This is a genomic window from Scandinavium sp. (genome assembly GCF_032012665.1).
GTDB lineage: Bacteria > Pseudomonadota > Gammaproteobacteria > Enterobacterales > Enterobacteriaceae > Scandinavium.
Genome location: NZ_DALZVG010000011.1, coordinates 87,099 through 106,766 on the forward strand (window position 1 = coordinate 87,099; position 19,668 = coordinate 106,766).

At 58.7% G+C, this 19,668-nt stretch carries 19 protein-coding genes; 18 read left to right on the forward strand and 1 reads right to left on the reverse strand.

The window, feature by feature from the left end; all coding sequences use genetic code 11:
* Positions 1-13 precede the first annotated feature (13 nt).
* The 8 genes from tar to RTU33_RS11490 all read left to right on the forward strand — a co-directional run bounded on the left by tar (position 14) and on the right by RTU33_RS11490 (position 7,192).
* Positions 14-1,672 (forward strand): methyl-accepting chemotaxis protein II, encoded by a 1,659-nt coding sequence (tar, locus tag RTU33_RS11455; RefSeq protein ID WP_312627421.1) that lies wholly within the window; start codon positions 14-16, stop codon positions 1,670-1,672.
* A 36-nt stretch (positions 1,673-1,708) separates the two neighbouring features.
* Positions 1,709-3,310 (forward strand): methyl-accepting chemotaxis protein, encoded by a 1,602-nt coding sequence (locus tag RTU33_RS11460; RefSeq protein ID WP_312627423.1) that lies wholly within the window; start codon positions 1,709-1,711, stop codon positions 3,308-3,310.
* 26 nt (positions 3,311-3,336) lie between these two features.
* Complete coding sequence (gene cheR, locus RTU33_RS11465; protein WP_312627424.1) at positions 3,337-4,203, forward strand: protein-glutamate O-methyltransferase CheR; 867 nt, start codon at positions 3,337-3,339, stop codon at positions 4,201-4,203.
* Positions 4,200-5,249: a chemotaxis response regulator protein-glutamate methylesterase gene (locus tag RTU33_RS11470; RefSeq protein ID WP_312627426.1), complete on the forward strand. Its 1,050-nt coding sequence runs from the start codon at positions 4,200-4,202 to the stop codon at positions 5,247-5,249. Before cheR ends, RTU33_RS11470 begins: the two co-directional genes overlap by 4 nt.
* Positions 5,250-5,264: 15 nt before the next feature.
* Complete coding sequence (gene cheY / locus RTU33_RS11475; RefSeq protein ID WP_312627427.1) at positions 5,265-5,654, forward strand: chemotaxis response regulator CheY; 390 nt, start codon at positions 5,265-5,267, stop codon at positions 5,652-5,654.
* 10 nt (positions 5,655-5,664) lie between these two features.
* The gene (gene cheZ / locus RTU33_RS11480; protein ID WP_312627429.1) at positions 5,665-6,309 is read left to right on the forward strand and encodes a protein phosphatase CheZ; all 645 of its coding nucleotides are present in this window, start codon (positions 5,665-5,667) and stop codon (positions 6,307-6,309) included.
* A 252-nt stretch (positions 6,310-6,561) separates the two neighbouring features.
* Positions 6,562-6,777 (forward strand): hypothetical protein, encoded by a 216-nt coding sequence (locus tag RTU33_RS11485; protein ID WP_312627431.1) that lies wholly within the window; start codon positions 6,562-6,564, stop codon positions 6,775-6,777.
* A 19-nt stretch (positions 6,778-6,796) separates the two neighbouring features.
* Positions 6,797-7,192, forward strand: coding sequence for a putative T6SS immunity periplasmic lipoprotein (locus RTU33_RS11490; protein WP_312627433.1), 396 nt, complete (start codon positions 6,797-6,799; stop codon positions 7,190-7,192).
* Between the two features lie 166 nt (positions 7,193-7,358).
* Here RTU33_RS11490 and RTU33_RS11495 read toward each other — a convergent pair whose 3' ends face one another.
* Entirely contained in the window at positions 7,359-8,252 is an 894-nt protein-coding gene (locus RTU33_RS11495) for a LysR family transcriptional regulator (protein ID WP_312627435.1), read from the reverse strand.
* Between the two features lie 139 nt (positions 8,253-8,391).
* Between RTU33_RS11495 and RTU33_RS11500 the strand changes: the two genes are divergently transcribed.
* From RTU33_RS11500 to RTU33_RS11545, 10 genes are all read left to right on the forward strand, one after another.
* Positions 8,392-9,090, forward strand: coding sequence for a CoA transferase subunit A (locus RTU33_RS11500; protein ID WP_312627436.1), 699 nt, complete (start codon positions 8,392-8,394; stop codon positions 9,088-9,090).
* Between the two features lie 9 nt (positions 9,091-9,099).
* Positions 9,100-9,774: a CoA transferase subunit B gene (locus RTU33_RS11505; RefSeq protein ID WP_312627438.1), complete on the forward strand. Its 675-nt coding sequence runs from the start codon at positions 9,100-9,102 to the stop codon at positions 9,772-9,774.
* Positions 9,767-10,957, forward strand: coding sequence for an acetyl-CoA C-acetyltransferase (locus RTU33_RS11510; protein WP_312627440.1), 1,191 nt, complete (start codon positions 9,767-9,769; stop codon positions 10,955-10,957). Before RTU33_RS11505 ends, RTU33_RS11510 begins: the two co-directional genes overlap by 8 nt.
* A complete protein-coding gene (locus RTU33_RS11515) occupies positions 10,954-11,877 on the forward strand; it encodes a 3-hydroxyacyl-CoA dehydrogenase family protein (protein ID WP_409438245.1) in 924 nt (307 codons plus the stop codon). The genes RTU33_RS11510 and RTU33_RS11515 overlap by 4 nt, the downstream gene beginning before the upstream one ends.
* Before the next feature lie 40 nt (positions 11,878-11,917).
* On the forward strand, positions 11,918-13,312 hold the full coding sequence (locus tag RTU33_RS11520) for a GntP family permease (protein ID WP_312627444.1): 1,395 nt from the start codon (positions 11,918-11,920) through the stop codon (positions 13,310-13,312).
* A gap of 11 nt (positions 13,313-13,323) precedes the next feature.
* Positions 13,324-14,091: a 3-hydroxybutyrate dehydrogenase gene (locus tag RTU33_RS11525; RefSeq protein ID WP_312627446.1), complete on the forward strand. Its 768-nt coding sequence runs from the start codon at positions 13,324-13,326 to the stop codon at positions 14,089-14,091.
* A 115-nt stretch (positions 14,092-14,206) separates the two neighbouring features.
* A complete protein-coding gene (gene flhB / locus RTU33_RS11530) occupies positions 14,207-15,361 on the forward strand; it encodes a flagellar biosynthesis protein FlhB (protein WP_312627448.1) in 1,155 nt (384 codons plus the stop codon).
* Positions 15,354-17,432, forward strand: a complete 2,079-nt coding sequence (gene flhA, locus RTU33_RS11535; protein WP_312627449.1) for a flagellar biosynthesis protein FlhA — start codon at positions 15,354-15,356, stop codon at positions 17,430-17,432. Before flhB ends, flhA begins: the two co-directional genes overlap by 8 nt.
* Positions 17,432-17,824, forward strand: coding sequence for a flagellar protein FlhE (locus tag RTU33_RS11540; protein ID WP_312627450.1), 393 nt, complete (start codon positions 17,432-17,434; stop codon positions 17,822-17,824). Before flhA ends, RTU33_RS11540 begins: the two co-directional genes overlap by 1 nt.
* Positions 17,825-18,080: 256 nt before the next feature.
* Positions 18,081-19,664 carry an MFS transporter gene (locus tag RTU33_RS11545; RefSeq protein ID WP_312627451.1) on the forward strand — a complete coding sequence of 528 codons (1,584 nt, stop codon included), beginning with the start codon at positions 18,081-18,083 and terminating at the stop codon, positions 19,662-19,664.
* The last annotated feature ends 4 nt before the right edge of the window (positions 19,665-19,668 follow it).

Sequence of the window (19,668 nt, forward strand, 5' to 3'; positions counted from 1 at the left end):
GAAAAGGTGTTGTATGTTGAACCGTCTGCGCGTTGTCACCCTGTTGATGCTGGTGCTGGTTGTCTTTGCCCTGCTTCAGCTGCTGTCCGGTGGCTTTCTTTTTTCGTCACTCCAGCAAAACCAGCAAAGTTTCGCTCTCTCTAACGAGCTGCGTACCCGTCAATCTGAACTGAGCAAAACCTGGGAGCTGATGTTGCAGACGCGCATCAACCTCAGCCGCTCCTCTGCTCGCATGATGATGGATGCGGCAAATCAGCAAAGCAGCGCCAAAACGGATCTGCTTAATAACGCGAAAACGTCGCTGGCCGATGCCGCCAAACACTACACGGCGTTTACACAAATTGCTGCACAGCCGGAACTGACTGACGTCAGCGCTGCGGTTGATGCCAGCTATCAGAAATATTTCGCCGGGCTGACCGAGCTGGTGAACTTCCTGCAAAACGGCAATATGGATGCCTATTTTGCCCAGCCGACCCAGGGTATGCAGAACGCACTTAGCGACGCGATGGCGGGCTATGCAGCACAAAGTGAAACCCTCTATCAGCATGCGTTCACCACCAGCAAGCAGGACTATAAGTTTGCGCAGTGGCAGCTCGCCATTATCGCGCTGGTGCTGGTAACTCTCCTGGCGGCGGCATGGTACGGCATTCGCCATATTCTGCTGAACCCGCTGGCGGGAGTGATGAACCATTTGCACCGTATCGCGCAGGGAGATTTAACTCAGACGGTGAACGTCAGCGGACGCAACGAAATTGCGGAACTGGCTGATACCGTGAACCACATGCAGCAGTCGCTGATCGACACCGTTACCCGCGTGCGTCAGGGCTCGGATGCGATTTACAGCGGCTCAAGCGAAATTGCCCTCGGCAATAACGATCTCTCTTCCCGTACTGAAGAACAGGCTTCCGCGCTGGAGCAAACTGCCGCCAGCATGGAAGAGCTGACCGCCACCGTGAAGCAGAACGCCGAAAACGCCCGCCAGGCTTCGCAGCTTGCGCTGAGCGCCTCCGAGACCGCCCAGCGCGGTGGAAAAGTGGTTGATGGCGTAGTGAAAACCATGCACGACATCGCCGCCAGTTCGCAGAAAATTTCCGACATTACCGGCGTTATCGACGGCATTGCCTTCCAGACCAATATCCTGGCGCTGAATGCGGCGGTGGAGGCGGCTCGCGCGGGTGAACAGGGTCGTGGTTTTGCCGTTGTGGCAGGCGAAGTTCGTAATCTTGCGAGCCGCAGCGCTCAGGCGGCCAAAGAGATCAAAGGCCTGATTGAAGATTCCGTGTCGAAGGTCGATACCGGTTCGGTGCTGGTGGAAAGCGCCGGGGAAACCATGAATGACATTGTCAACGCCGTGACCCGCGTCACCGACATCATGGGTGAGATTTCCTCCGCATCCGATGAGCAGAGCCGCGGTATCGATCAGGTGGCGCTCGCCGTGTCCGAGATGGACAAAGTCACCCAGCAAAACGCCGCGCTGGTGCAGCAGTCCGCTGCTGCTGCCGCCGCGCTTGAAGAGCAGTCCAGCAGCCTGACCCGCGCCGTCTCGGCGTTTCAGATTGCAACAGTCAGTACCCATGCAGTAAGCAAAAAAACCAGCGTGGTTCCGGCTAGCGTGGCGCCACAGCGTGCGCGCGCAACCGTCGGAACGGACGATAACTGGGAAACCTTTTAACTTTACGCGGCCTGTTGCCGCCTGGCGGGAGTGGTGATGTTCAATCGTATTCGTATCTCGACCACCTTGTTTGTGATTCTGGTGGTGTGTGGCCTGTTGCTGGTGGGCAGCAACGGGTTGTCGTTTCTGGCATTTCGCGATGGACAGCAGGCTCTTGGGCAAGTGGAAAAGGGAAATCAGCTATTAAACAGCCTCGGCGACGCCCGGGTGGTGCTGTTGCAGGCCAGCACGTCGCTGAATAAGGCCGGCACGCTGACCGCGCTCAGCTATCCGCCTGAAGACATTAAGGCGCTGATTGCCGGGGCGCATCAGAGCCTGAAGCAGGCGGATAAAGAGTTTGCCGAGTTCATGGCCTTCCCGGCAATGAGCGAAGACGCACAGGTGCTGAAGGATCAAACGAAGAAAAGTTATGCCGACTGGCACGGTGCGCTGGAGCATCAGGTGGCGTGGCTTGAAAGCAATCAGCTTTCAGACTTCATGACCGCACCGGTACAGCAGGCTCAGGAGGGGTTTGATGGCAGCTGGCGTAACTGGATCCAATATATCGGTTCACACGTTGAGGCGGCTCGTGAGGCAGGGGAAAGCAATTATCACCGCTCAGCGCTGATCTTTGGCGTGGTGGTGATTCTGGCGGTGGTACTGGTTGGTGGAGCGCTGCTGTGGACCCGTCGAATGATTGTCCAGCCGCTCGCCATCATCAGCGACCACTTCGAGAGTATTGCCAAAGGCAATCTCGCCAGACCGATTTTGGTGTATGGCAAAAATGAAATTTCGGCGATTTTCGCCGGGCTGAAGGCAATGCAGGTCGCCCTGCGCGGCACCGTAAGCCAGGTGCGCCAGGGTAGCCATGCCATGCATACCGGGATTTCAGAGATTGCCGCAGGCAATAACGATTTGTCTTCGCGCACCGAACAGCAGGCGGCCTCGCTTGCCGAAACGGCCGCCAGCATGGAGCAGCTGACCGCCACGGTCGGGCAAAACGCCGATAACGCCCGTCAGGCATCCGGCCTTGCCAGCACCGCGGCAAGCACCGCGAAGCGCGGTGGTGAGCAGGCCTCGCACGTAGCGGAAACGATGCATGAAATTGCCACCAGTTCGCAGAAAATCGGCGACATCATCAGCGTTATCGACGGCATCGCCTTCCAGACCAACATTCTGGCGCTTAACGCAGCCGTGGAAGCGGCGCGTGCCGGAGAGCAGGGACGTGGATTCGCGGTTGTGGCCGGTGAAGTGCGTAACCTCGCCAGCCGCAGCGCCCAGGCAGCGAAAGAAATTAAAGGCCTGATTGAAGAGTCAGTTGCCCGGGTGCAGGAAGGGTCAACGCTGGTGGATACCGCCGCTAACACGATGAATGAGATTGTTCGCTCCGTGACGCAGGTAAACGACATCATGGGCGAAATCGCATCGGCGTCGGACGAACAGCGCCGCGGTATTGAGCAGGTGGCGCTGGCGGTAAGCCAGATGGATCAGGTCACTCAACAAAACGCCTCACTGGTAGAAGAAGCCGCCGCGGCAACGGACCAGCTGGCCGGGCAGGCCAATAACCTGACCGCGCTGGTGTCGGTGTTTGAACTGGAAGAGAAGTACGCATCGCAGCACGAAGGTGGGCGGCCGCTGGCCGTACCCGTTGTTTCCTGACTGGACGTAAGTAATAAGAAGGCGCTATGACAGCAACTCTGCCTCAAGGGCAATCGTCACTCCTCGCGCAGATGACACAGCGCCTCGCGCTCTCCGACGCACAGTTTCGTCGGATTTGCCAGTTGATCTACCAGCGCGCGGGGATCGTGCTGGCCGACCACAAGCGCGACATGGTGTACAACCGGCTGGTGCGTCGTCTGCGCCAGCTGGGACTGGATGATTTTGGCCGCTATCTGGCCATGCTGGAAGCTAACCAGGATAGCGCCGAATGGCAGGCGTTTATCAACTCGCTGACCACTAACCTGACGGCATTTTTCCGGGAGGCGCACCATTTCCCGACGCTTGCCGAACACGCGAAGCGCCGCCAGGGTGAGTATCGGGTCTGGAGCGCGGCGGCCTCGACCGGGGAAGAACCCTATTCGATAGCCATCACGCTTGCCGACACGCTCGGTACCGCGCCGGGTCGCTGGAAGGTGTTTGCCAGCGATATCGACACCGAGGTGCTGAACAAAGCGCAGAGCGGCGTTTATCGTCAGGACGAACTGAAAACGCTCTCGCAGCAGCAGCTTCAGCACTACTTCATGCGCGGCACCGGGCCGCACAGCGGGCTGGTGCGCGTGCGTCAGGAGCTGGCGAACTACGTGGACTTTTCCCCGGTGAACCTGCTTGACCGGACCTATAACGTACCGGGGCCGTTTGACGCCATTTTTTGTCGTAACGTGATGATTTACTTCGATAAGACGACGCAGCAGGACATTCTGCGCCGCTTTGTTCCCCTGCTTAAGCCTGACGGATTACTGTTTGCCGGGCACTCGGAGAACTTCAGCAATCTCGTGCGCGAGTTCAGTCTGCGAGGGCAGACGGTGTACGCGCTGAGTAAGGATAAAGCATGAGTAAAATCAGGGTGTTGTCTGTAGATGATTCGGCGTTGATGCGTCAGATAATGACGGAAATTATCAACAGCCACAGCGACATGGAGATGGTGGCGACCGCACCCGATCCGCTGGTGGCGCGCGATCTTATCAAGAAATTCAACCCGGACGTTCTGACCCTGGACGTCGAAATGCCGCGCATGGACGGGCTCGACTTTCTGGAAAAGCTGATGCGCCTGCGGCCGATGCCTGTGGTGATGGTCTCTTCGCTGACCGGTAAAGGTTCCGAAGTGACGCTGCGGGCGCTGGAGCTTGGGGCGGTGGATTTTGTCACTAAGCCACAGATTGGCATCCGCGAAGGCATGCTGGCCTACAGCGAAATGATTGCCGACAAAGTGCGGGCCGCCTCGCGCGCCCAGCTGAGCGCTCACAAGATGCTGGATGCGCCTAAGGCGCTGAAGGCCGGGCCAATGCTCAGCTCGGAAAAGCTGCTGGTGATTGGCGCGTCAACCGGAGGAACAGAGGCAATTCGCCATGTACTCCAGCCATTGCCTTTGACCAGCCCGGCTATTCTTATCACTCAGCATATGCCGCCGGGCTTCACGCGTTCGTTCGCCGAACGGCTGAACAAGCTGTGCCAGATTGCGGTGAAAGAGGCGGAAGACGGCGAGCGCGTGCTGCCGGGCCATGCCTACATCGCACCGGGCGACAAGCACATGGAGCTGGCGCGAAGCGGGGCGAATTATCAAATCAAAATTCATGACGGGCCGCCGGTGAACCGGCACCGTCCGTCGGTGGATGTGCTGTTTCATTCGGTGGCGAAAAACGCCGGGCGCAATGCCGTGGGGGTGATCCTCACCGGCATGGGCAACGACGGCGCCGCCGGAATGCTGGCGATGCACCAGGCGGGCGCCTGGACCATTGCCCAGAACGAAGCAAGTTGTGTGGTGTTCGGCATGCCGCGTGAGGCCATCAATATGGGTGGCGTCAGCGAAGTGGTCGATCTCAGCCAGGTAAGCCAGCAGATGCTGGCGAAAATCAGTGCCGGACAGGCGATACGTATTTAAGGGGAGTAAAAGTAAATGGCGGATAAAGAGCTTAAGTTTCTGGTTGTGGATGACTTTTCCACCATGCGTCGCATTGTGCGCAACCTGCTGAAAGAGCTGGGATTCAACAACGTTGAAGAAGCGGAAGACGGCGTGGATGCGCTGAACAAGCTACAGGCGGGCGGGTTTGGCTTTGTGATTTCAGACTGGAACATGCCGAACATGGACGGTCTGGACCTGCTGAAAACCATTCGCGGCAACGGCGCAATGGCGGCTTTGCCGGTACTGATGGTCACGGCGGAAGCGAAGAAAGAGAACATCATCGCAGCGGCGCAGGCGGGTGCCAGCGGCTACGTTGTGAAACCGTTTACGGCGGCTATCCTCGAGGAGAAGCTGAACAAAATCTTCGAAAAGCTCGGTATGTGAGGCCATGACGATGACTCAACACCCCGTAAAACCGACTGATGAGCATTCCGCAGGCGACATCATCGCCCGGATTGGCAGCCTCACCCGTATGCTGCGTGACAGCCTGCGCGAGCTGGGCCTGGATCAGGCGATTGCCGAAGCGGCAGAGGCTATTCCGGATGCCCGCGATCGTCTGGATTACGTCGTGCAGATGACAGCTCAGGCCGCAGAACGCGCGCTGAACTGCGTGGAGCTTTCGCAGCCGCATCAGAACCAGATGGAAAAAGAGGCCAAGGCGCTCTCTGGCCGCTGGGACGAGTGGTTTGAGAACCCAATTGAACTGAGCGATGCCCGTGAACTGGTGACCGACACCCGCAGCTATCTTGCAGACGTGCCGAAGCACACCAGCTTCACCAACGCCCAACTGCTGGAAATCATGATGGCGCAGGACTTCCAGGATCTGACCGGCCAGGTGATCAAGCGGATGATGGACGTTATCCAGGAGATTGAGCGTCAGCTGCTGATGGTGCTGCTGGAAAACATGCCTGACCAGAGCACGCGCCAGAAGCGGGAAAACGAAAGCCTGCTGAACGGCCCGCAGATGGACACCAGCAAAGCGGGCGTGGTTGCAAGCCAGGATCAGGTGGACGATCTGCTGGATAGCTTAGGGTTCTGATTTAGCGGACAAAGTGCCGGATAACGCTTCGCTTATCCGGCCTACGGTTCGCACCTTAAATTACCGCATCCGCAACCGGGCATAAATGTGACAGGAGGCTACGGCCTCCTGTTGTTTTTTATCGCTGCTGTCGTCCAGGATTCCTGCGTAGCCTTCAGTCTGAAAATGCCTGTAAACCCTATAATCCGGGCGCGGGCAGATGGGTGATTTGCTAACGTATTCCTCCATTCAGTCCAGGGAACCAGGAAACATATGGAAGAGAAAGAAGGCATACTTCGCCGCCTTACGTTGGGCGAAATCAGGCTGGCCAGTAACATCTTCGGCAGTAGCATCCAGTATCACAGGATATGGGTACACTGCGACAGCTATCTGCCGTTTGGCCTTCAGGGAAAACGTGTAGGGATGGCACCGAACGGTGAGATGTACTTCAGGAAAGAGACTTATCAGCAGGAAAATACTGCCTCCTGAAATACGATAGGACATTGTAATGAAGATAATATTACCCCTTGCAGTCACACTGGCGGCGGCGCAGCTGGCCGGGTGCCATCTGAGAGATCCTCGTCCGATAATGATGCGTGCTGAAGTGACGACCGTGAGTGATAAAGTTTGCATCTTACTTCCAACCGAAGGTCAGGAGCAGGTCTATTCGATAGAAGTCAATGAAGTAGGCAACCAGGCTAACAGGCTGGATAAGCAGTTTCCTGATGGCTCTGGCCCGCTGCTCTCAGGTAATAAATGCGTCCCACTTGACGGGTATACCTTTGAGCCAGGGAAAGCATATGCCTTCTATGCGGGGACCAAATCAACCGAAGACAAAAGCTATACATTGACGTTCACGCTCTGGAAAAATGGCAAAGAGCTGAAGGCCGAGCGTATTCAATAATCTGAGAAGCCTGTAGCCTGTAGCCTGTAGCCTGTAGCCTGTAGCCTGTAGCCTGTAGCCTGGAAGTCGGCTCCGTACATCACTTCGGGCCCGGATTGTAGGCCCGGTAAGGCGCAGCCGCCACCGGGCAGGAGTGTGGCAGGAGGCTACGGCCTCCTGTTGTTTTTTATCGCAGCTTGAACTGCTGAAGAATGGTATTCAGCAGAGCGGCTGCTGCGGCAGAAAGCGGGCCGTGGGCAGTACGAATCACGCCAATTTGCCGCTCAATCACCGGGTTCCCCAGCGGGACGCACACCGCACCAAGCTCCCCCATTTGTGCTTCGCACAACGCCGGAACGGCGCTGACCCCAAGCCCGCTTGCCACCATCCTGCCAACCGTCACCAGCTGATGGCTCTCAAACGCCACCTTCAGCGAATGGCCGTGCTGAATCAGCGTTTCTTCCAGCAGTATACGTACGGCGGACGGGCGCTGAAGGGTGATGAAATCAGACATCAGCAGCTCCCGCCATGTCACGTTCGGCTTCTGCGCCAGCGTGCTGAGACGGGGCACTACGGCCACAAAGCGATCGACCCCCAATGGGGTAAATTGCAGGCTGGACGATGCCGCAGGCTCGAACGCCACCCCCATTTCCACTCGCCCCTCGCTCACCATCTCAATCACTTGCTCATTAATCACATCATGCACGGTCACGTTGACGCCACGATAGCGGTCGCGAAAGGCTTTCAGCACCGGCGGCAGGGCATTGGCGGCAAATGAGGGCATCGCCGCTACCGACACTTTGCCGGTTTGCAGCGTAAAGCGCTGGCGCATCGCCTCTTCGGTATTGTCCCAGTCGGCCAGCAGCCGTCGCGCCATCGGAAAAAAGGCATCGCCTTCGGCGGTCAGCGCCACCCGTCGGGTAGTGCGGGTGAACAGCATTCCGCCCAGAGCCTCTTCCAGACCGTGGATAGCCAGGCTCAACGCAGGCTGCGACATATTCAGTTTTTCACTCGCCTGAGCAAAGTTCAGAGTGTGAGCTACCGCTAAAAACGCGCGTAACTGTTTGATGCTCATTTTCATTTTTGTTTTTCTTAACGATATGAAAACATTGATTTAACAATTTATTGATTTGGAAAACTCATTAATCGCTCACAAATTCAAAATTAACAGATGAGTTCCTGCCCGTGATGATGCCCCAACCACAAAAGGAGGGCAGGCAATGGCAGGACTGGATAAACGCGTTGGCAGCTACGCCGACGCGCTGGAAGGCATAACTGATGGCATGACCGTGCTGGCCGGCGGCTTTGGCCTCTGCGGTATACCGGAAAATCTGATTGCGGAAATTCGCCGCCGGTCGGTGAAGAATTTGACGGTGGTCTCCAATAACTGCGGCGTGGACGGCTTCGGGCTGGGACTGCTGCTGGAAACAAGACAAATCAGCAAAGTGATTGCCTCCTACGTTGGGGAAAATGCGCTGTTTGAGCAACAGGTGATTTCCGGGGAGCTGGAGGCCGAGCTCACGCCTCAGGGAACGCTGGCGGAAAAGCTGCGGGCGGGTGGGGCAGGTATTCCGGCGTTTTACACCGCCACCGGCTACGGCACACCTGTCGCCGAGGGCAAAGAGGTACGCGATTTTGACGGTCGGCCTTACATCCTGGAGCAGGCTTTACGCGGCGACTTCGCCATTGTGAAGGGCTGGAAAGCGGACTGGTACGGCAACGTTATCTATCGCCACACGGCGCAAAACTTCAACCCACTGATGGCCTGCGCCGGGCGTATCACCGTGGTGGAAGTGGAAGAGATTGTGCCCCCGGGTGAGCTTGCTCCGGCGGCCATCCACACTCCCGGCATCTACGTCGATCGCTTGATTCAGGGGCATTTCGAAAAACGCATTGAACAGCGCACGCTGCGCGCATAAGGGGCCAGGATGTTGACTCGTGAACAGATGGCGCAGCGTGTGGCACGCGAACTGCGCGACGGCTATTACGTCAATCTTGGCATCGGTATTCCGACGCTGGTGGCCAATTACGTACCAGACGGCATGGACGTGATGCTGCAATCCGAAAACGGCCTGCTCGGTATGGGGAGTTTTCCCACCGAAGCCGAGCTGGATGCCGACATGATCAACGCCGGGAAGCAGACCGTCACCGCACGCCCCGGAGCCGCCATTTTTAACTCCGCCGACTCCTTCGCCATGATCCGCGGTGGTCACGTGGACCTTACCGTGCTCGGCGCGTTCGAGGTGGACGTTGAGGGCAATATCGCCTCATGGATGATCCCGGGAAAAATGGTGAAAGGGATGGGCGGGGCGATGGACCTGGTGGCGGGGGCAGAGAACATCATCGTGGTAATGACGCACGCGGCACGCAACGGAGAATCCAAACTGCTTTCGCGCTGCACGCTGCCGCTGACCGGCGCAGGCTGTATTCGTCAGGTGTTAACCGACCTGGCCTGGCTCGAAATTCGGAACGGCGCGTTTGTGCTGAAGGAACGGGCGCCGGGCGTCAGCGTTGAGGAGATCGTCAGTAAAACTGCCGGTCGGCTGGTGGTGCCTGAGTATGTGCCGGAAATGCTGTTTGATGGGGAGAAAAATCATGCATAACGTCGTCATCGTGGCTGCTACGCGCACGCCGATTGGCGCTTTTCAGGGGGGCCTTGCTCCGCTGGCGGCCACTGAGCTTGGGGCCATTGTCATTAGCGAACTGCTCAAAAAAACCGGCCTCGATGCCGCGCAGATAGACAGCGTCCTGATGGGGCAGGTGTTAACCGCGGGCTGCGGGCAAAATCCGGCACGCCAGAGCGCCCTTAAGGCCGGACTGCCGGTTACCACGCCAGCCATGACGCTGAATCTGGTCTGTGGCTCAGGGCTACAGGCGGTGATTGAAGGTGCCAGAGCTATCGCGCTCGGTGATGCCCGCGTGGTGATTGCCGGGGGCCAGGAGAGTATGAGCAATGCGCCATACCTCCTGCCTGACGCCCGTTCCGGGCTGCGTGCCGGGCATCGGCAGATTCAGGACAGCATGATTCAGGATGGCCTGTGGGATGCCTTCCACGATTACCACATGGGCATCACCGCTGAAAATCTGGCCTCGCGCTACTCGGTGAGCCGGGAACAGCAGGACGCCTTTGCCGTTGCCTCGCAGCAAAAAGCGGCTGCCGCTCAGGAGGCGGGTCGCTTCCGCGCAGAAATCACACCGGTCACCGCGCCTGTCGGAAAGGGCAAAACGCGAGTGATTGACGCCGACGAGCAGCCGCGTAAAGAGACCACCCAGGAGAGCCTGGCGTCGCTGCGTCCGGCCTTTTTACCGCAGGACGGAACGGTCACTGCCGGGAATGCCTCGACCCTCAACGACGGGGCCGCAGCGGTGATGCTGATGGGTGAAGATTTGGCTCGCGAGATGAAGTTGCCAGTGCTGGCGCGCATCGCGGGATATGCCAGTGCAGGCGTCGATCCGCAAATTATGGGGTTTGGCCCGGTGCCTGCCACGCAGGCTTGTCTGGCTAAAGCGGGCTGGAATATTGATGAACTCGATCTGGTGGAAGGCAACGAAGCGTTTGCCGTGCAGGCGCTGGTGGTCCTGAAAAGTCTGGCGCTTGACCCCGCGCGGGTCAACGTCAACGGCGGGGCGATTGCGCTGGGACATCCGATTGGCGCTTCCGGCTGCCGCATTCTGGTTTCGCTGCTGTATGAAATGCAGCGCCGGGAGGCTCATAAGGGGCTGGCGACGCTGTGCGTCGGCGGCGGAATGGGCGTGGCGATGGCGGTTGAGAGAGGAGTGAGCTGATGCAGCATCGTTACTGTGTGATCGGCGCAGGCCTGATGGGCGTGGGGATTGCCACTGCTTTTGCCCGCACGGGGAAAGCCGTTTTGCTGCTCGATAACGACCTCGCGCGGCTGGCGGCAGTGAACACAACGGCGGCGGCGATCCTGGATGAGCTGAGCGATGCGGGCCAGTTTGATCCGAAGGACGAGGCATCCGTACTGGCCCGGATCGAAACGACGTCCTCCATGGACAGCCTGCGCGATTGTGAACTGATTGTCGAAGCGATCCCTGAGCAGCTCGGGCTCAAGCACAAGCTTTACGCGACGCTGGAGGACTGCGTTTCGTCGCAGACTATTATCGCCAGCAACACCAGCGGCCTGCTGCCTGACAGGCTGGCAGAAAATATGCGTCATCCTGAACGCCTGCTGATCGCCCACTTCTGGCATCCGCCGCACTTTATTCCGCTGGTGGAGCTGGTACCCGGCAGCGCGACCGCCCCGGCTTACCTTGAGGTGCTCCAGACGCTGTTCAGCGAAATGGGCCTTGAAGCCGTGCGCCTGAATCGTGCCGCGCCGGGGTTTATTGGCAACCGGCTGCAGTTTGCCCTGCTGCGTGAAGCGCTGCACATCGTCGGGAACGGGATCGCCACGGCGGAGGAGGTCGACCGCGTGATGCGCGCTTCGCTTGGGCGTCGCTACGGCATGGTGGGCCCGCTGGAGGCCGCCGACATGACCGGGCTGAATACCGTTGCCGATATTTGTGCCCACCTGCTGCCGGAACTCGCCAGCGGCGAAGAGATGATGGCGCTGGTTCGCGACAAAGTGGCGGCGGGCCAGACCGGCGAGCGCAGCGGGCAGGGTTTTTATCACTGGGATGAGGCACGCAGGGAACGCATTCGTGAGCGACGGGCCTGGCAGATGCGCCATGCCCTGAAGCCGTAGTCACTTTCTTTGTACCCACAATGACAATAATTCTGGAGTGATGATGAGCGTTTTGATTGCCCTGGCCGCACTGGCCCTGCTGATGCTGGCCGCCTATCGCGGCTACAGCGTGATTCTGTTTGCCCCGATAGCGGCGCTTGGCGCGGTGCTGCTGACCGAACCGAGCGCCGTCGCCCCGGCGTTCACCGGCCTGTTTATGGAAAAAATGGTCGGCTTTGTGAAGCTCTACTTCCCGGTGTTTCTGCTGGGCGCCATTTTTGGCAAGCTGATTGAGCTGTCGGGGTTCTCGCGTTCGATCGTTGCCGCTGCCATTCGTATTCTGGGGCGCCGTCACGCTATTCCGGCGATCGTGCTGGTTTGTGCTCTGCTGACTTACGGCGGAGTATCGCTGTTCGTGGTGGCCTTTGCGGTTTATCCCTTTGCCGCCGAGCTGTTTCGTCAGAGCGGCATCCCAAAGCGCCTTATTCCGGCAACGGTCGCGCTGGGCGCATTCTCTTTCACCATGGACGCGCTGCCGGGCACGCCGCAAATCCAGAACATCATTCCCACCAGCTTCTTTGGTACTAACGCCTGGGCCGCGCCCTGGCTTGGGCTGATTGGCTCGCTGTTTATTATCGCCGTCGGGCTTTTTTATCTCAATGTGCAGCGTCGTAAAGCGCTGTCGCGCGGAGAAGGCTATGGCACGGATCTGCAAAACGAACCGGAAACCCCTGACAACATTGATCTGCCCAATCCGCTGTTGGCGATTGCGCCACTGATTCTGGTGGGGCTGTTTAACCTGCTGTTCACGCGCTGGATCCCCGAGTGGTACGGCGCGTCCCATCAACTGGTGCTGCCGGGGCTTGCCGCCCCCATTGACACTGACGTGAAAAAAATCACCGCGATTTGGGCCGTGGAAGCGGCTCTGGTAATCGGCATTCTGGTCGTGCTGATTGGCGGTTTTCGTCATATTCGCGGCCGCATGGCCGAGGGTAGCCGAACGGCGGTGTCCGGGGCCATTCTGGCGGCAATGAATACCGCATCGGAATATGGTTTCGGCGCGGTGATTGCGGCGCTGCCGGGTTTCCTGGTGCTGTCGAAGGGGCTCGCGGCTATCCCTAATCCGTTACTGAACGAGGCCATCAGCGTGACGACCCTTGCGGGGATCACGGGGTCCGCTTCCGGCGGGATGAGTATTGCGCTGGCGGCGATGTCCGATACGTTTATCGCCGCCGCCCACGCCGCCAATATTCCGCTGGAGGTGCTGCATCGCGTGGCGTCGATGGCGAGCGGTGGGATGGACACGCTGCCGCATAACGGTGCGGTCATTACTCTGCTCGCCATCACTGGTCTGAGCCATCGCCAGGCCTACGGCGGTATCTTTGCTATCACCCTGATTAAAAGTCTGGCGGTGCTGTTCGTGATTGCCGTCTACTACACCACCGGGATCGTTTAAGGAGATTTCACATGCTGAAAGGCAAAACTGCGTTGGTGACTGGCTCCACCAGCGGGATTGGATTAGGGATTGCTGTCGCGCTGGCAAAACAGGGTGCGGCGGTTATTCTCAACGGCTTTGGCGACGTGGATGGCGCGAAAGCACAGCTCGACGGGCTGGGCGTGAGGTATGGCTATCATCCTGCGGACTTAAGTTCGGCCGGGCAAATAGAGGCGATGATGGCCTGGGCCCGGGAAGAGTTCGGCGGGGTGGACATTCTGGTGAATAACGCCGGTATCCAGCACGTCGCGCCGGTGGATGAGTTTCCGGTCGACAAATGGAACGCCATTCTCGCCATCAATTTATCGGCGGTGTTTCACACGACGCGGCTTGCGCTGCCCGCCATGAAGGCGAAAAACTGGGGCCGCATCATTAACATTGCCTCGGTGCATGGACTGGTGGCCTCAAAGAATAAGGCGGCGTACGTGGCGGCGAAGCACGGCGTGGTGGGCTTCACCAAAACCACCGCGCTGGAGCTGGCGCAAACGGGCATCACCAGCAATGCGCTTTGCCCGGGCTGGGTACTGACGCCGCTGGTGCAGCAGCAGATTGATGCCCGAATTGCCAAAGGGGAAAGCCCGGATGCCGCTCGCGACAGCCTGCTCGGTGAGAAGCAGCCTTCCGGAGCGTTCGTCACGCCTGAACAGCTTGGCAGCCTGACCTGCTTCCTGTGCAGCGACGCCGCCGAACAGGTGCGTGGTGCTGCCTGGAACATGGACGGCGGCTGGGTCGCGCAGTAATCCTCTTCGTGGGCTAATGCAGTCATTAGCCCACACATTTACCTCCTTTTCCGGCCATTGGCCTTTCCCTTCGCTGGCATTATGTCCTCAGAACTGTATTTGCAGGATGCTGTCTGTGGCAGACGAAAGCGACAACGAAGACAAAACAGAAGCCCCCACGCCCCAACGGCTTGAGAAAGCGCGTGAGGAGGGGCAAATTCCGCGATCGCGCGAGCTGACGTCATTCTTAATTTTGCTGGTTGGCGTCTGCGTGCTGTGGTTCGGTGGCGAAGCGCTGGCGCGCAGGCTGGCGGGACTGCTGTCGTCGGGCCTGCACTTCGACCACAGCATTGTCAGCGATCCAAACCTGATCCTCGGGCAAATCATTTCGCTGATTAAGCAGGCAATGCTGGCGCTGATGCCGCTGATTTTCGGCGTGGTAGTGGTCGCTATTCTCGGCCCGGTGATGCTCGGCGGGCTGGTGTTCAGCCCGAAATCGCTCGCGTTTAAATTCGATAAGCTCAACCCCTTGCCGGGGATTGGGCGCATGTTTTCTGCCCAGTCGGCGGCCGAGCTGCTGAAAGCCATTTTGAAATCGGTGCTGGTGGGCTGCGTGGCAGGGTTGTTCGTCTGGGTTCACTGGCCGGACATGATGCGGCTTATCAGCGAATCGCCGATGACCGCCATGGGCAATGCCCTCAACCTGGTGGGCCTTTGCGCGCTGCTGGTGGCGCTGGGCGTCATCCCGATGGTGGGCTTTGACGTCTTCTTTCAGATTTACAGCCACATCAAAAAGCTGCGTATGTCACGTCAGGATATTCGCGATGAGTTCAAGCAGAGCGAAGGCGATCCGCACGTGAAAGGGCGCATTCGTCAGATGCAGCGTGCCGCTGCGCGCCGTCGCATGATGGCGGACGTGCCGAAAGCCGATGTGATTGTGATGAACCCGACCCACTACGCGGTAGCGCTGAAGTATGAAGAAAGCAAGATGAGCGCGCCGAAGGTGGTCGCTAAAGGGGCCGGACTAATCGCGTTAAAAATTCGTGACCTGGGCGAGGAAAACCGTATTCCTGTTTTACAGGCGCCGCCGCTGGCGCGTGCGCTCTACCGTCATGCCGAAATTGGCCAGCAAATCCCGGGTACGCTCTACGCCGCCGTAGCGGAAGTGCTGGCCTGGGTCTGGCAGCTCAAACGCTTGCGCCTGGCAGGCGGTCTGCCGCCGAAGAAACCTGATAATTTACCGGTGCCTGACGCACTGGATTTTTTGAACGAGACTGACACTGATGGCTAATCTGGTCGCAATGCTGCGCCTGCCCGGCAATTTCAAATCTACCCAATGGCAGGTTCTTGCCGGGCCGGTGCTGATCCTGCTTATCCTTTCGATGATGGTGCTGCCGCTGCCGGCGTTCGTCCTCGATCTGCTGTTTACCTTTAACATTGCGCTGTCGATTATGGTGCTGCTGGTGGCGATGTTTACCCAGCGCACGCTGGAGTTTGCCGCCTTCCCGACCATTTTGCTGTTCACCACGCTGCTGCGCCTGGCGCTGAACGTGGCCTCAACCCGCATCATCCTGATGGAAGGGCATACCGGGGCGGCGGCGGCGGGGAAGGTGGTTGAGGCCTTCGGCCACTTCCTGGTGGGCGGCAACTTTGCCATCGGGATCGTGGTGTTCATCATTCTTGTTATCATCAACTTCATGGTTATCACCAAGGGTGCGGGTCGTATCGCCGAAGTGGGCGCACGTTTCGTGCTGGACGGGATGCCGGGCAAGCAGATGGCTATTGATGCGGACCTCAACGCCGGACTGATTGGCGAAGATGACGCCAAACGTCGCCGTGCGGAAGTGACCCAGGAAGCGGATTTTTACGGCTCAATGGACGGTGCGAGTAAGTTCGTGCGCGGCGACGCCATTGCCGGGATTTTGATCATGGTGATTAACGTCATTGGTGGTCTGCTGGTGGGCGTTCTGCAACACGAAATGGATTTAGGCCATGCCGCAGAGTCTTATACGCTGCTGACCATCGGTGATGGCCTTGTCGCACAGATCCCGGCGCTGGTGATCTCCACCGCTGCGGGCGTCATCGTCACCCGTGTCGCGACCGATCAGGACGTCGGTGAGCAGATGGTCGGCCAGCTGTTCAGCAATCCGCGCGTCATGCTGCTAAGCGCTGCCGTGCTCGGTTTGCTCGGGCTGGTGCCGGGAATGCCAAACTTTGTCTTCCTGCTGTTTACCGCCGCGCTGCTGGGCCTGGCCTGGTGGCTTCGCGGGCGTGAGCAACAGGCTCCGGCGGAAGCCGCGCCGGTTCGCACGCAGGAAAACCCGCAGGCGGTTGAAGCCACGTGGAATGACGTGCAGCTGGAAGACACGCTGGGGATGGAAGTGGGCTATCGCCTGATCCCAATGGTCGACTCTCAGCAGGACGGCGAACTGTTAGGGCGCATTCGTTCGATCCGCAAGAAGTTTGCTCAGGAGATGGGCTTCCTGCCGCCGGTCGTTCATATCCGCGACAATATGGATTTACCTCCTGCGCGCTACCGTATTTTGCTCAAAGGCGTCGATATCGGCAGCGGCGATGCCTATCCGGGGCGCTGGCTGGCGATTAACCCCGGCACCGCCGCAGGTACGCTGCCCGGCGAGCCAACCGTCGATCCGGCCTTTGGCCTCGCGGCTATCTGGATTGAAAGCGCGCTCAAAGAGCAGGCGCAAATTCAGGGCTTTACCGTGGTTGAGGCCAGTACCGTGGTTGCCACGCACCTCAATCATCTGATTAGCCTGCACTCTGCGGAACTCTTCGGGCGTCAGGAAGCGCAGCAGCTGCTCGACCGCGTCACCCAGGAGATGCCGAAGCTGACCGAAGATCTGGTGCCGGGCGTGGTGACGTTGACCACGCTGCATAAAGTCCTGCAGAACTTACTGGATGAAAAAGTGCCGATTCGCGATATGCGTACCATTCTGGAAACGCTGGCAGAACATGCGCCGGTGCAGACCGACCCGCATGAGCTGACCAACGTGGTGCGCGTGGCGCTGGGCCGCGCCATCACCCAGCAGTGGTTCCCGGGCAACGGTGAAGTGCAGGTTATCGGGCTGGATACGCCGCTGGAGCGCCTGCTGCTTCAGGCGCTGCAAAACGGCGGTGGCCTGGAACCGGGCCTGGCGGATCGCCTGCTGGCGCAGACCCAGGAAGCGTTGTCGCGCCAGGAGATGCTCGGCGCGCCGCCGGTGCTGCTGGTCAACCATGCGCTGCGGCCGCTACTTTCCCGCTTCCTGCGGCGTAATCTGCCGCAGCTGGTGGTGCTGTCGAACCTGGAGCTGTCGGATAACCGTCAGATCCGCATGACCGCCACTATCGGAGGTAAGTAATGCGCCGTTTGCTCTGGCTGCTGCTTTTCCCGCTGTGCGTACAGGCGACGGGTGAAGGTGCCTGGCAGGCCAGCAGCCGTGGAATCATTCTCAGCCATCGCGGCGAATCCATGTCGTCGCCGCCGCTGATGCCTTCTCAGCCTGCGAGCGGTCTGGTGACGATGATCGCCTGGCGCTACACGCTGATTGGCCCGACGCCCGCCGGGCTGCGGGTGCGGCTCTGCTCGCAAACCCGTTGCGTGGAGCTGGACGGCCAGAGTGGCAATACGTGGGGCCTGCAGAACATCCCGGCCTCTGAGCCGCTGCGCTTTGTCTGGGAGGTCCCGGGCGGCGGAAGGCTTATTCCGGCGTTGAACGTGCAAAGCAATCAGGTGATTGTGAATTACCGCTAATCCTTTCATACGGCCTGTCAGCGGTGTTTATGCTGGCAGGTTCGCATTTTTGACCTCATCTTTTGAATCAATCGAAACGCCGTTTTATAAATCAGTGAGGCAGGTTCTTTGACTCTTTGCGTTTTTGCCATCCGCAGCAATGGGCTGGCAAAAATGAAAAGGTTTCACCCAAAGCAACGCTCTACTGTAGCCGTGTATGGACATCCTCAGCACTGATGAGGCGGGTTTTCCTGATCACACACGGGAATGACGGCAAATGAAAACACGTAAAATCGGCTTAGCAAACTATCTCGCCTACGGGTCGGGCGATTTCCTCGGCGCAGGAACTACCGCGCTGACCGCCGCCTGGCTTTTGTATTTTTACACCACCTTCTGCGGACTCTCGCCTATCGAGGCCACTTTTATCTTCGCCACCGCCAGGGTACTGGATGCGGTAGTCAGTCCGCTGATGGGCTTCCTGACGGATAACTTTGGTTCCACCTGGGCCGGAAAACGCTTCGGGCGACGCAAGTTCTTTATTCTGCTCGGTATTCCCTGCGTATTCAGCTACTCCTTTATGTGGGTTGGCGACATGGGCTTCTGGTACTACCTGCTGACCTATCTGCTGTTTGATATCGTCTACACCATGATTCTGGTGCCGTACGAAACGCTGGTACCGGAGATGACCGACGATTTCAAACAGAAAACAAAATTCTCCGGCGCGCGCATTTCGATGGCGCAAATGTCGGCAATTCTGGCCTCTTTCTTGCCGGGTATTCTGCTGACGCAGTTCGGTAAGGACAACGCCATTTCCTTCTTCTACGCAAGCCTGGTGTTCTCGGTGCTCTGCGCGCTGATGCTGACCTTCGTCTGGTTCTTTACCTGGGAGCGCCCGCGTGAAGAGTGGAGCGAAGCCGCGCTGCAGGCGGAAGAAGAGAAAAAACAGCTCAGCCTTGGCCAGAGCCTTAATCGTTTGATCATTGAGCTCACTTCGACGCTGCGCATCAAAATTTTCCGCCAGCATCTGGGCATGTATCTCGGTGGCTATATCGCCCAGGACGTGTTCAACGCGGTGTTCACTTATTACGTGGTGTTTGTGCTGATGCAGGAGGCTTCCGTTGCCTCGAGCCTGATGGGCACGATGGCCATTTTTCAGTTCATTGCCGTGATCGCCATGATGCCGCTGTGCATCCGTTTCGGGCCTGCGCCATCCTACCGGATGGTGGTGGTGCTGTTCGGCCTGAGTTCGCTCTCCTATGCCGTGCTCTATTACTCGGGCTTAAGCGACATCTGGTCGCTGATGCTGCTGCTTTCGGCGATTGCGGGCCTCGGGCGCGGCGGCATCAACTATGTGCCGTGGAACACTTATACCTACATCGCGGATGTGGATGAGGTGATCACCGGCCAGCGCCGCGAGGGCATTTTTGCCGGGATCATGACGCTGACCCGCAAGGCTTCGCAGGCCGGCGCCATCATGCTGGTGGGTATCATTATGCAGCTCTCCGGTTTTGTCTCCGGGCAGAAAACGCAGCCTGCGGAAGTCAGCCATACCATTCTGATGATCCTGAGCTTTGGCACCATCGCGGTACTGATTTGCGGTTTCCTGGTCTCGCTGCGCTTTAAGCTGAATCTGCAAACCCACAGCGTCCTGCGCGAAGAGACCGCCAAAATGCGCGCGTCCGGGCATGCCTTTGCCGAAGCGGCAACGCCTGAAGCAAGGGCTACCGTGGAGATGCTGGCCGGTATGCCGTTCGACTCGCTGTGGGGCAACAACAATATTGGCTATCTGAATCGCAACAAGCCTGCGGCCCCGGGGCTGAAGCAGGGTGTGCCACTCAATTCGACATATAACAGAGGTTAACGAA

Excerpts from the sequence above, each read along its gene's own strand:
- tar (WP_312627421.1), top strand. The coding sequence starts at position 14 with ATGTTGAACCGTCTGCGCGTTGTCACCCTGTTGATGCTGGTGCTGGTT.
- RTU33_RS11460 (WP_312627423.1), top strand. The coding sequence starts at position 1,709 with ATGTTCAATCGTATTCGTATCTCGACCACCTTGTTTGTGATTCTGGTG.
- cheR (WP_312627424.1), top strand. The coding sequence starts at position 3,337 with ATGACAGCAACTCTGCCTCAAGGGCAATCGTCACTCCTCGCGCAGATG.
- RTU33_RS11470 (WP_312627426.1), top strand. The coding sequence starts at position 4,200 with ATGAGTAAAATCAGGGTGTTGTCTGTAGATGATTCGGCGTTGATGCGT.
- cheY (WP_312627427.1), top strand. The coding sequence starts at position 5,265 with ATGGCGGATAAAGAGCTTAAGTTTCTGGTTGTGGATGACTTTTCCACC.
- cheZ (WP_312627429.1), top strand. The coding sequence starts at position 5,665 with ATGACTCAACACCCCGTAAAACCGACTGATGAGCATTCCGCAGGCGAC.
- RTU33_RS11485 (WP_312627431.1), top strand. The coding sequence starts at position 6,562 with ATGGAAGAGAAAGAAGGCATACTTCGCCGCCTTACGTTGGGCGAAATC.
- RTU33_RS11490 (WP_312627433.1), top strand. The coding sequence starts at position 6,797 with ATGAAGATAATATTACCCCTTGCAGTCACACTGGCGGCGGCGCAGCTG.
- RTU33_RS11495 (WP_312627435.1), bottom strand. The coding sequence starts at position 8,252 with ATGAAAATGAGCATCAAACAGTTACGCGCGTTTTTAGCGGTAGCTCAC.
- RTU33_RS11500 (WP_312627436.1), top strand. The coding sequence starts at position 8,392 with ATGGCAGGACTGGATAAACGCGTTGGCAGCTACGCCGACGCGCTGGAA.
- RTU33_RS11505 (WP_312627438.1), top strand. The coding sequence starts at position 9,100 with ATGTTGACTCGTGAACAGATGGCGCAGCGTGTGGCACGCGAACTGCGC.
- RTU33_RS11510 (WP_312627440.1), top strand. The coding sequence starts at position 9,767 with ATGCATAACGTCGTCATCGTGGCTGCTACGCGCACGCCGATTGGCGCT.
- RTU33_RS11520 (WP_312627444.1), top strand. The coding sequence starts at position 11,918 with ATGATGAGCGTTTTGATTGCCCTGGCCGCACTGGCCCTGCTGATGCTG.
- RTU33_RS11525 (WP_312627446.1), top strand. The coding sequence starts at position 13,324 with ATGCTGAAAGGCAAAACTGCGTTGGTGACTGGCTCCACCAGCGGGATT.
- flhA (WP_312627449.1), top strand. The coding sequence starts at position 15,354 with ATGGCTAATCTGGTCGCAATGCTGCGCCTGCCCGGCAATTTCAAATCT.
- RTU33_RS11540 (WP_312627450.1), top strand. The coding sequence starts at position 17,432 with ATGCGCCGTTTGCTCTGGCTGCTGCTTTTCCCGCTGTGCGTACAGGCG.
- RTU33_RS11545 (WP_312627451.1), top strand. The coding sequence starts at position 18,081 with ATGAAAACACGTAAAATCGGCTTAGCAAACTATCTCGCCTACGGGTCG.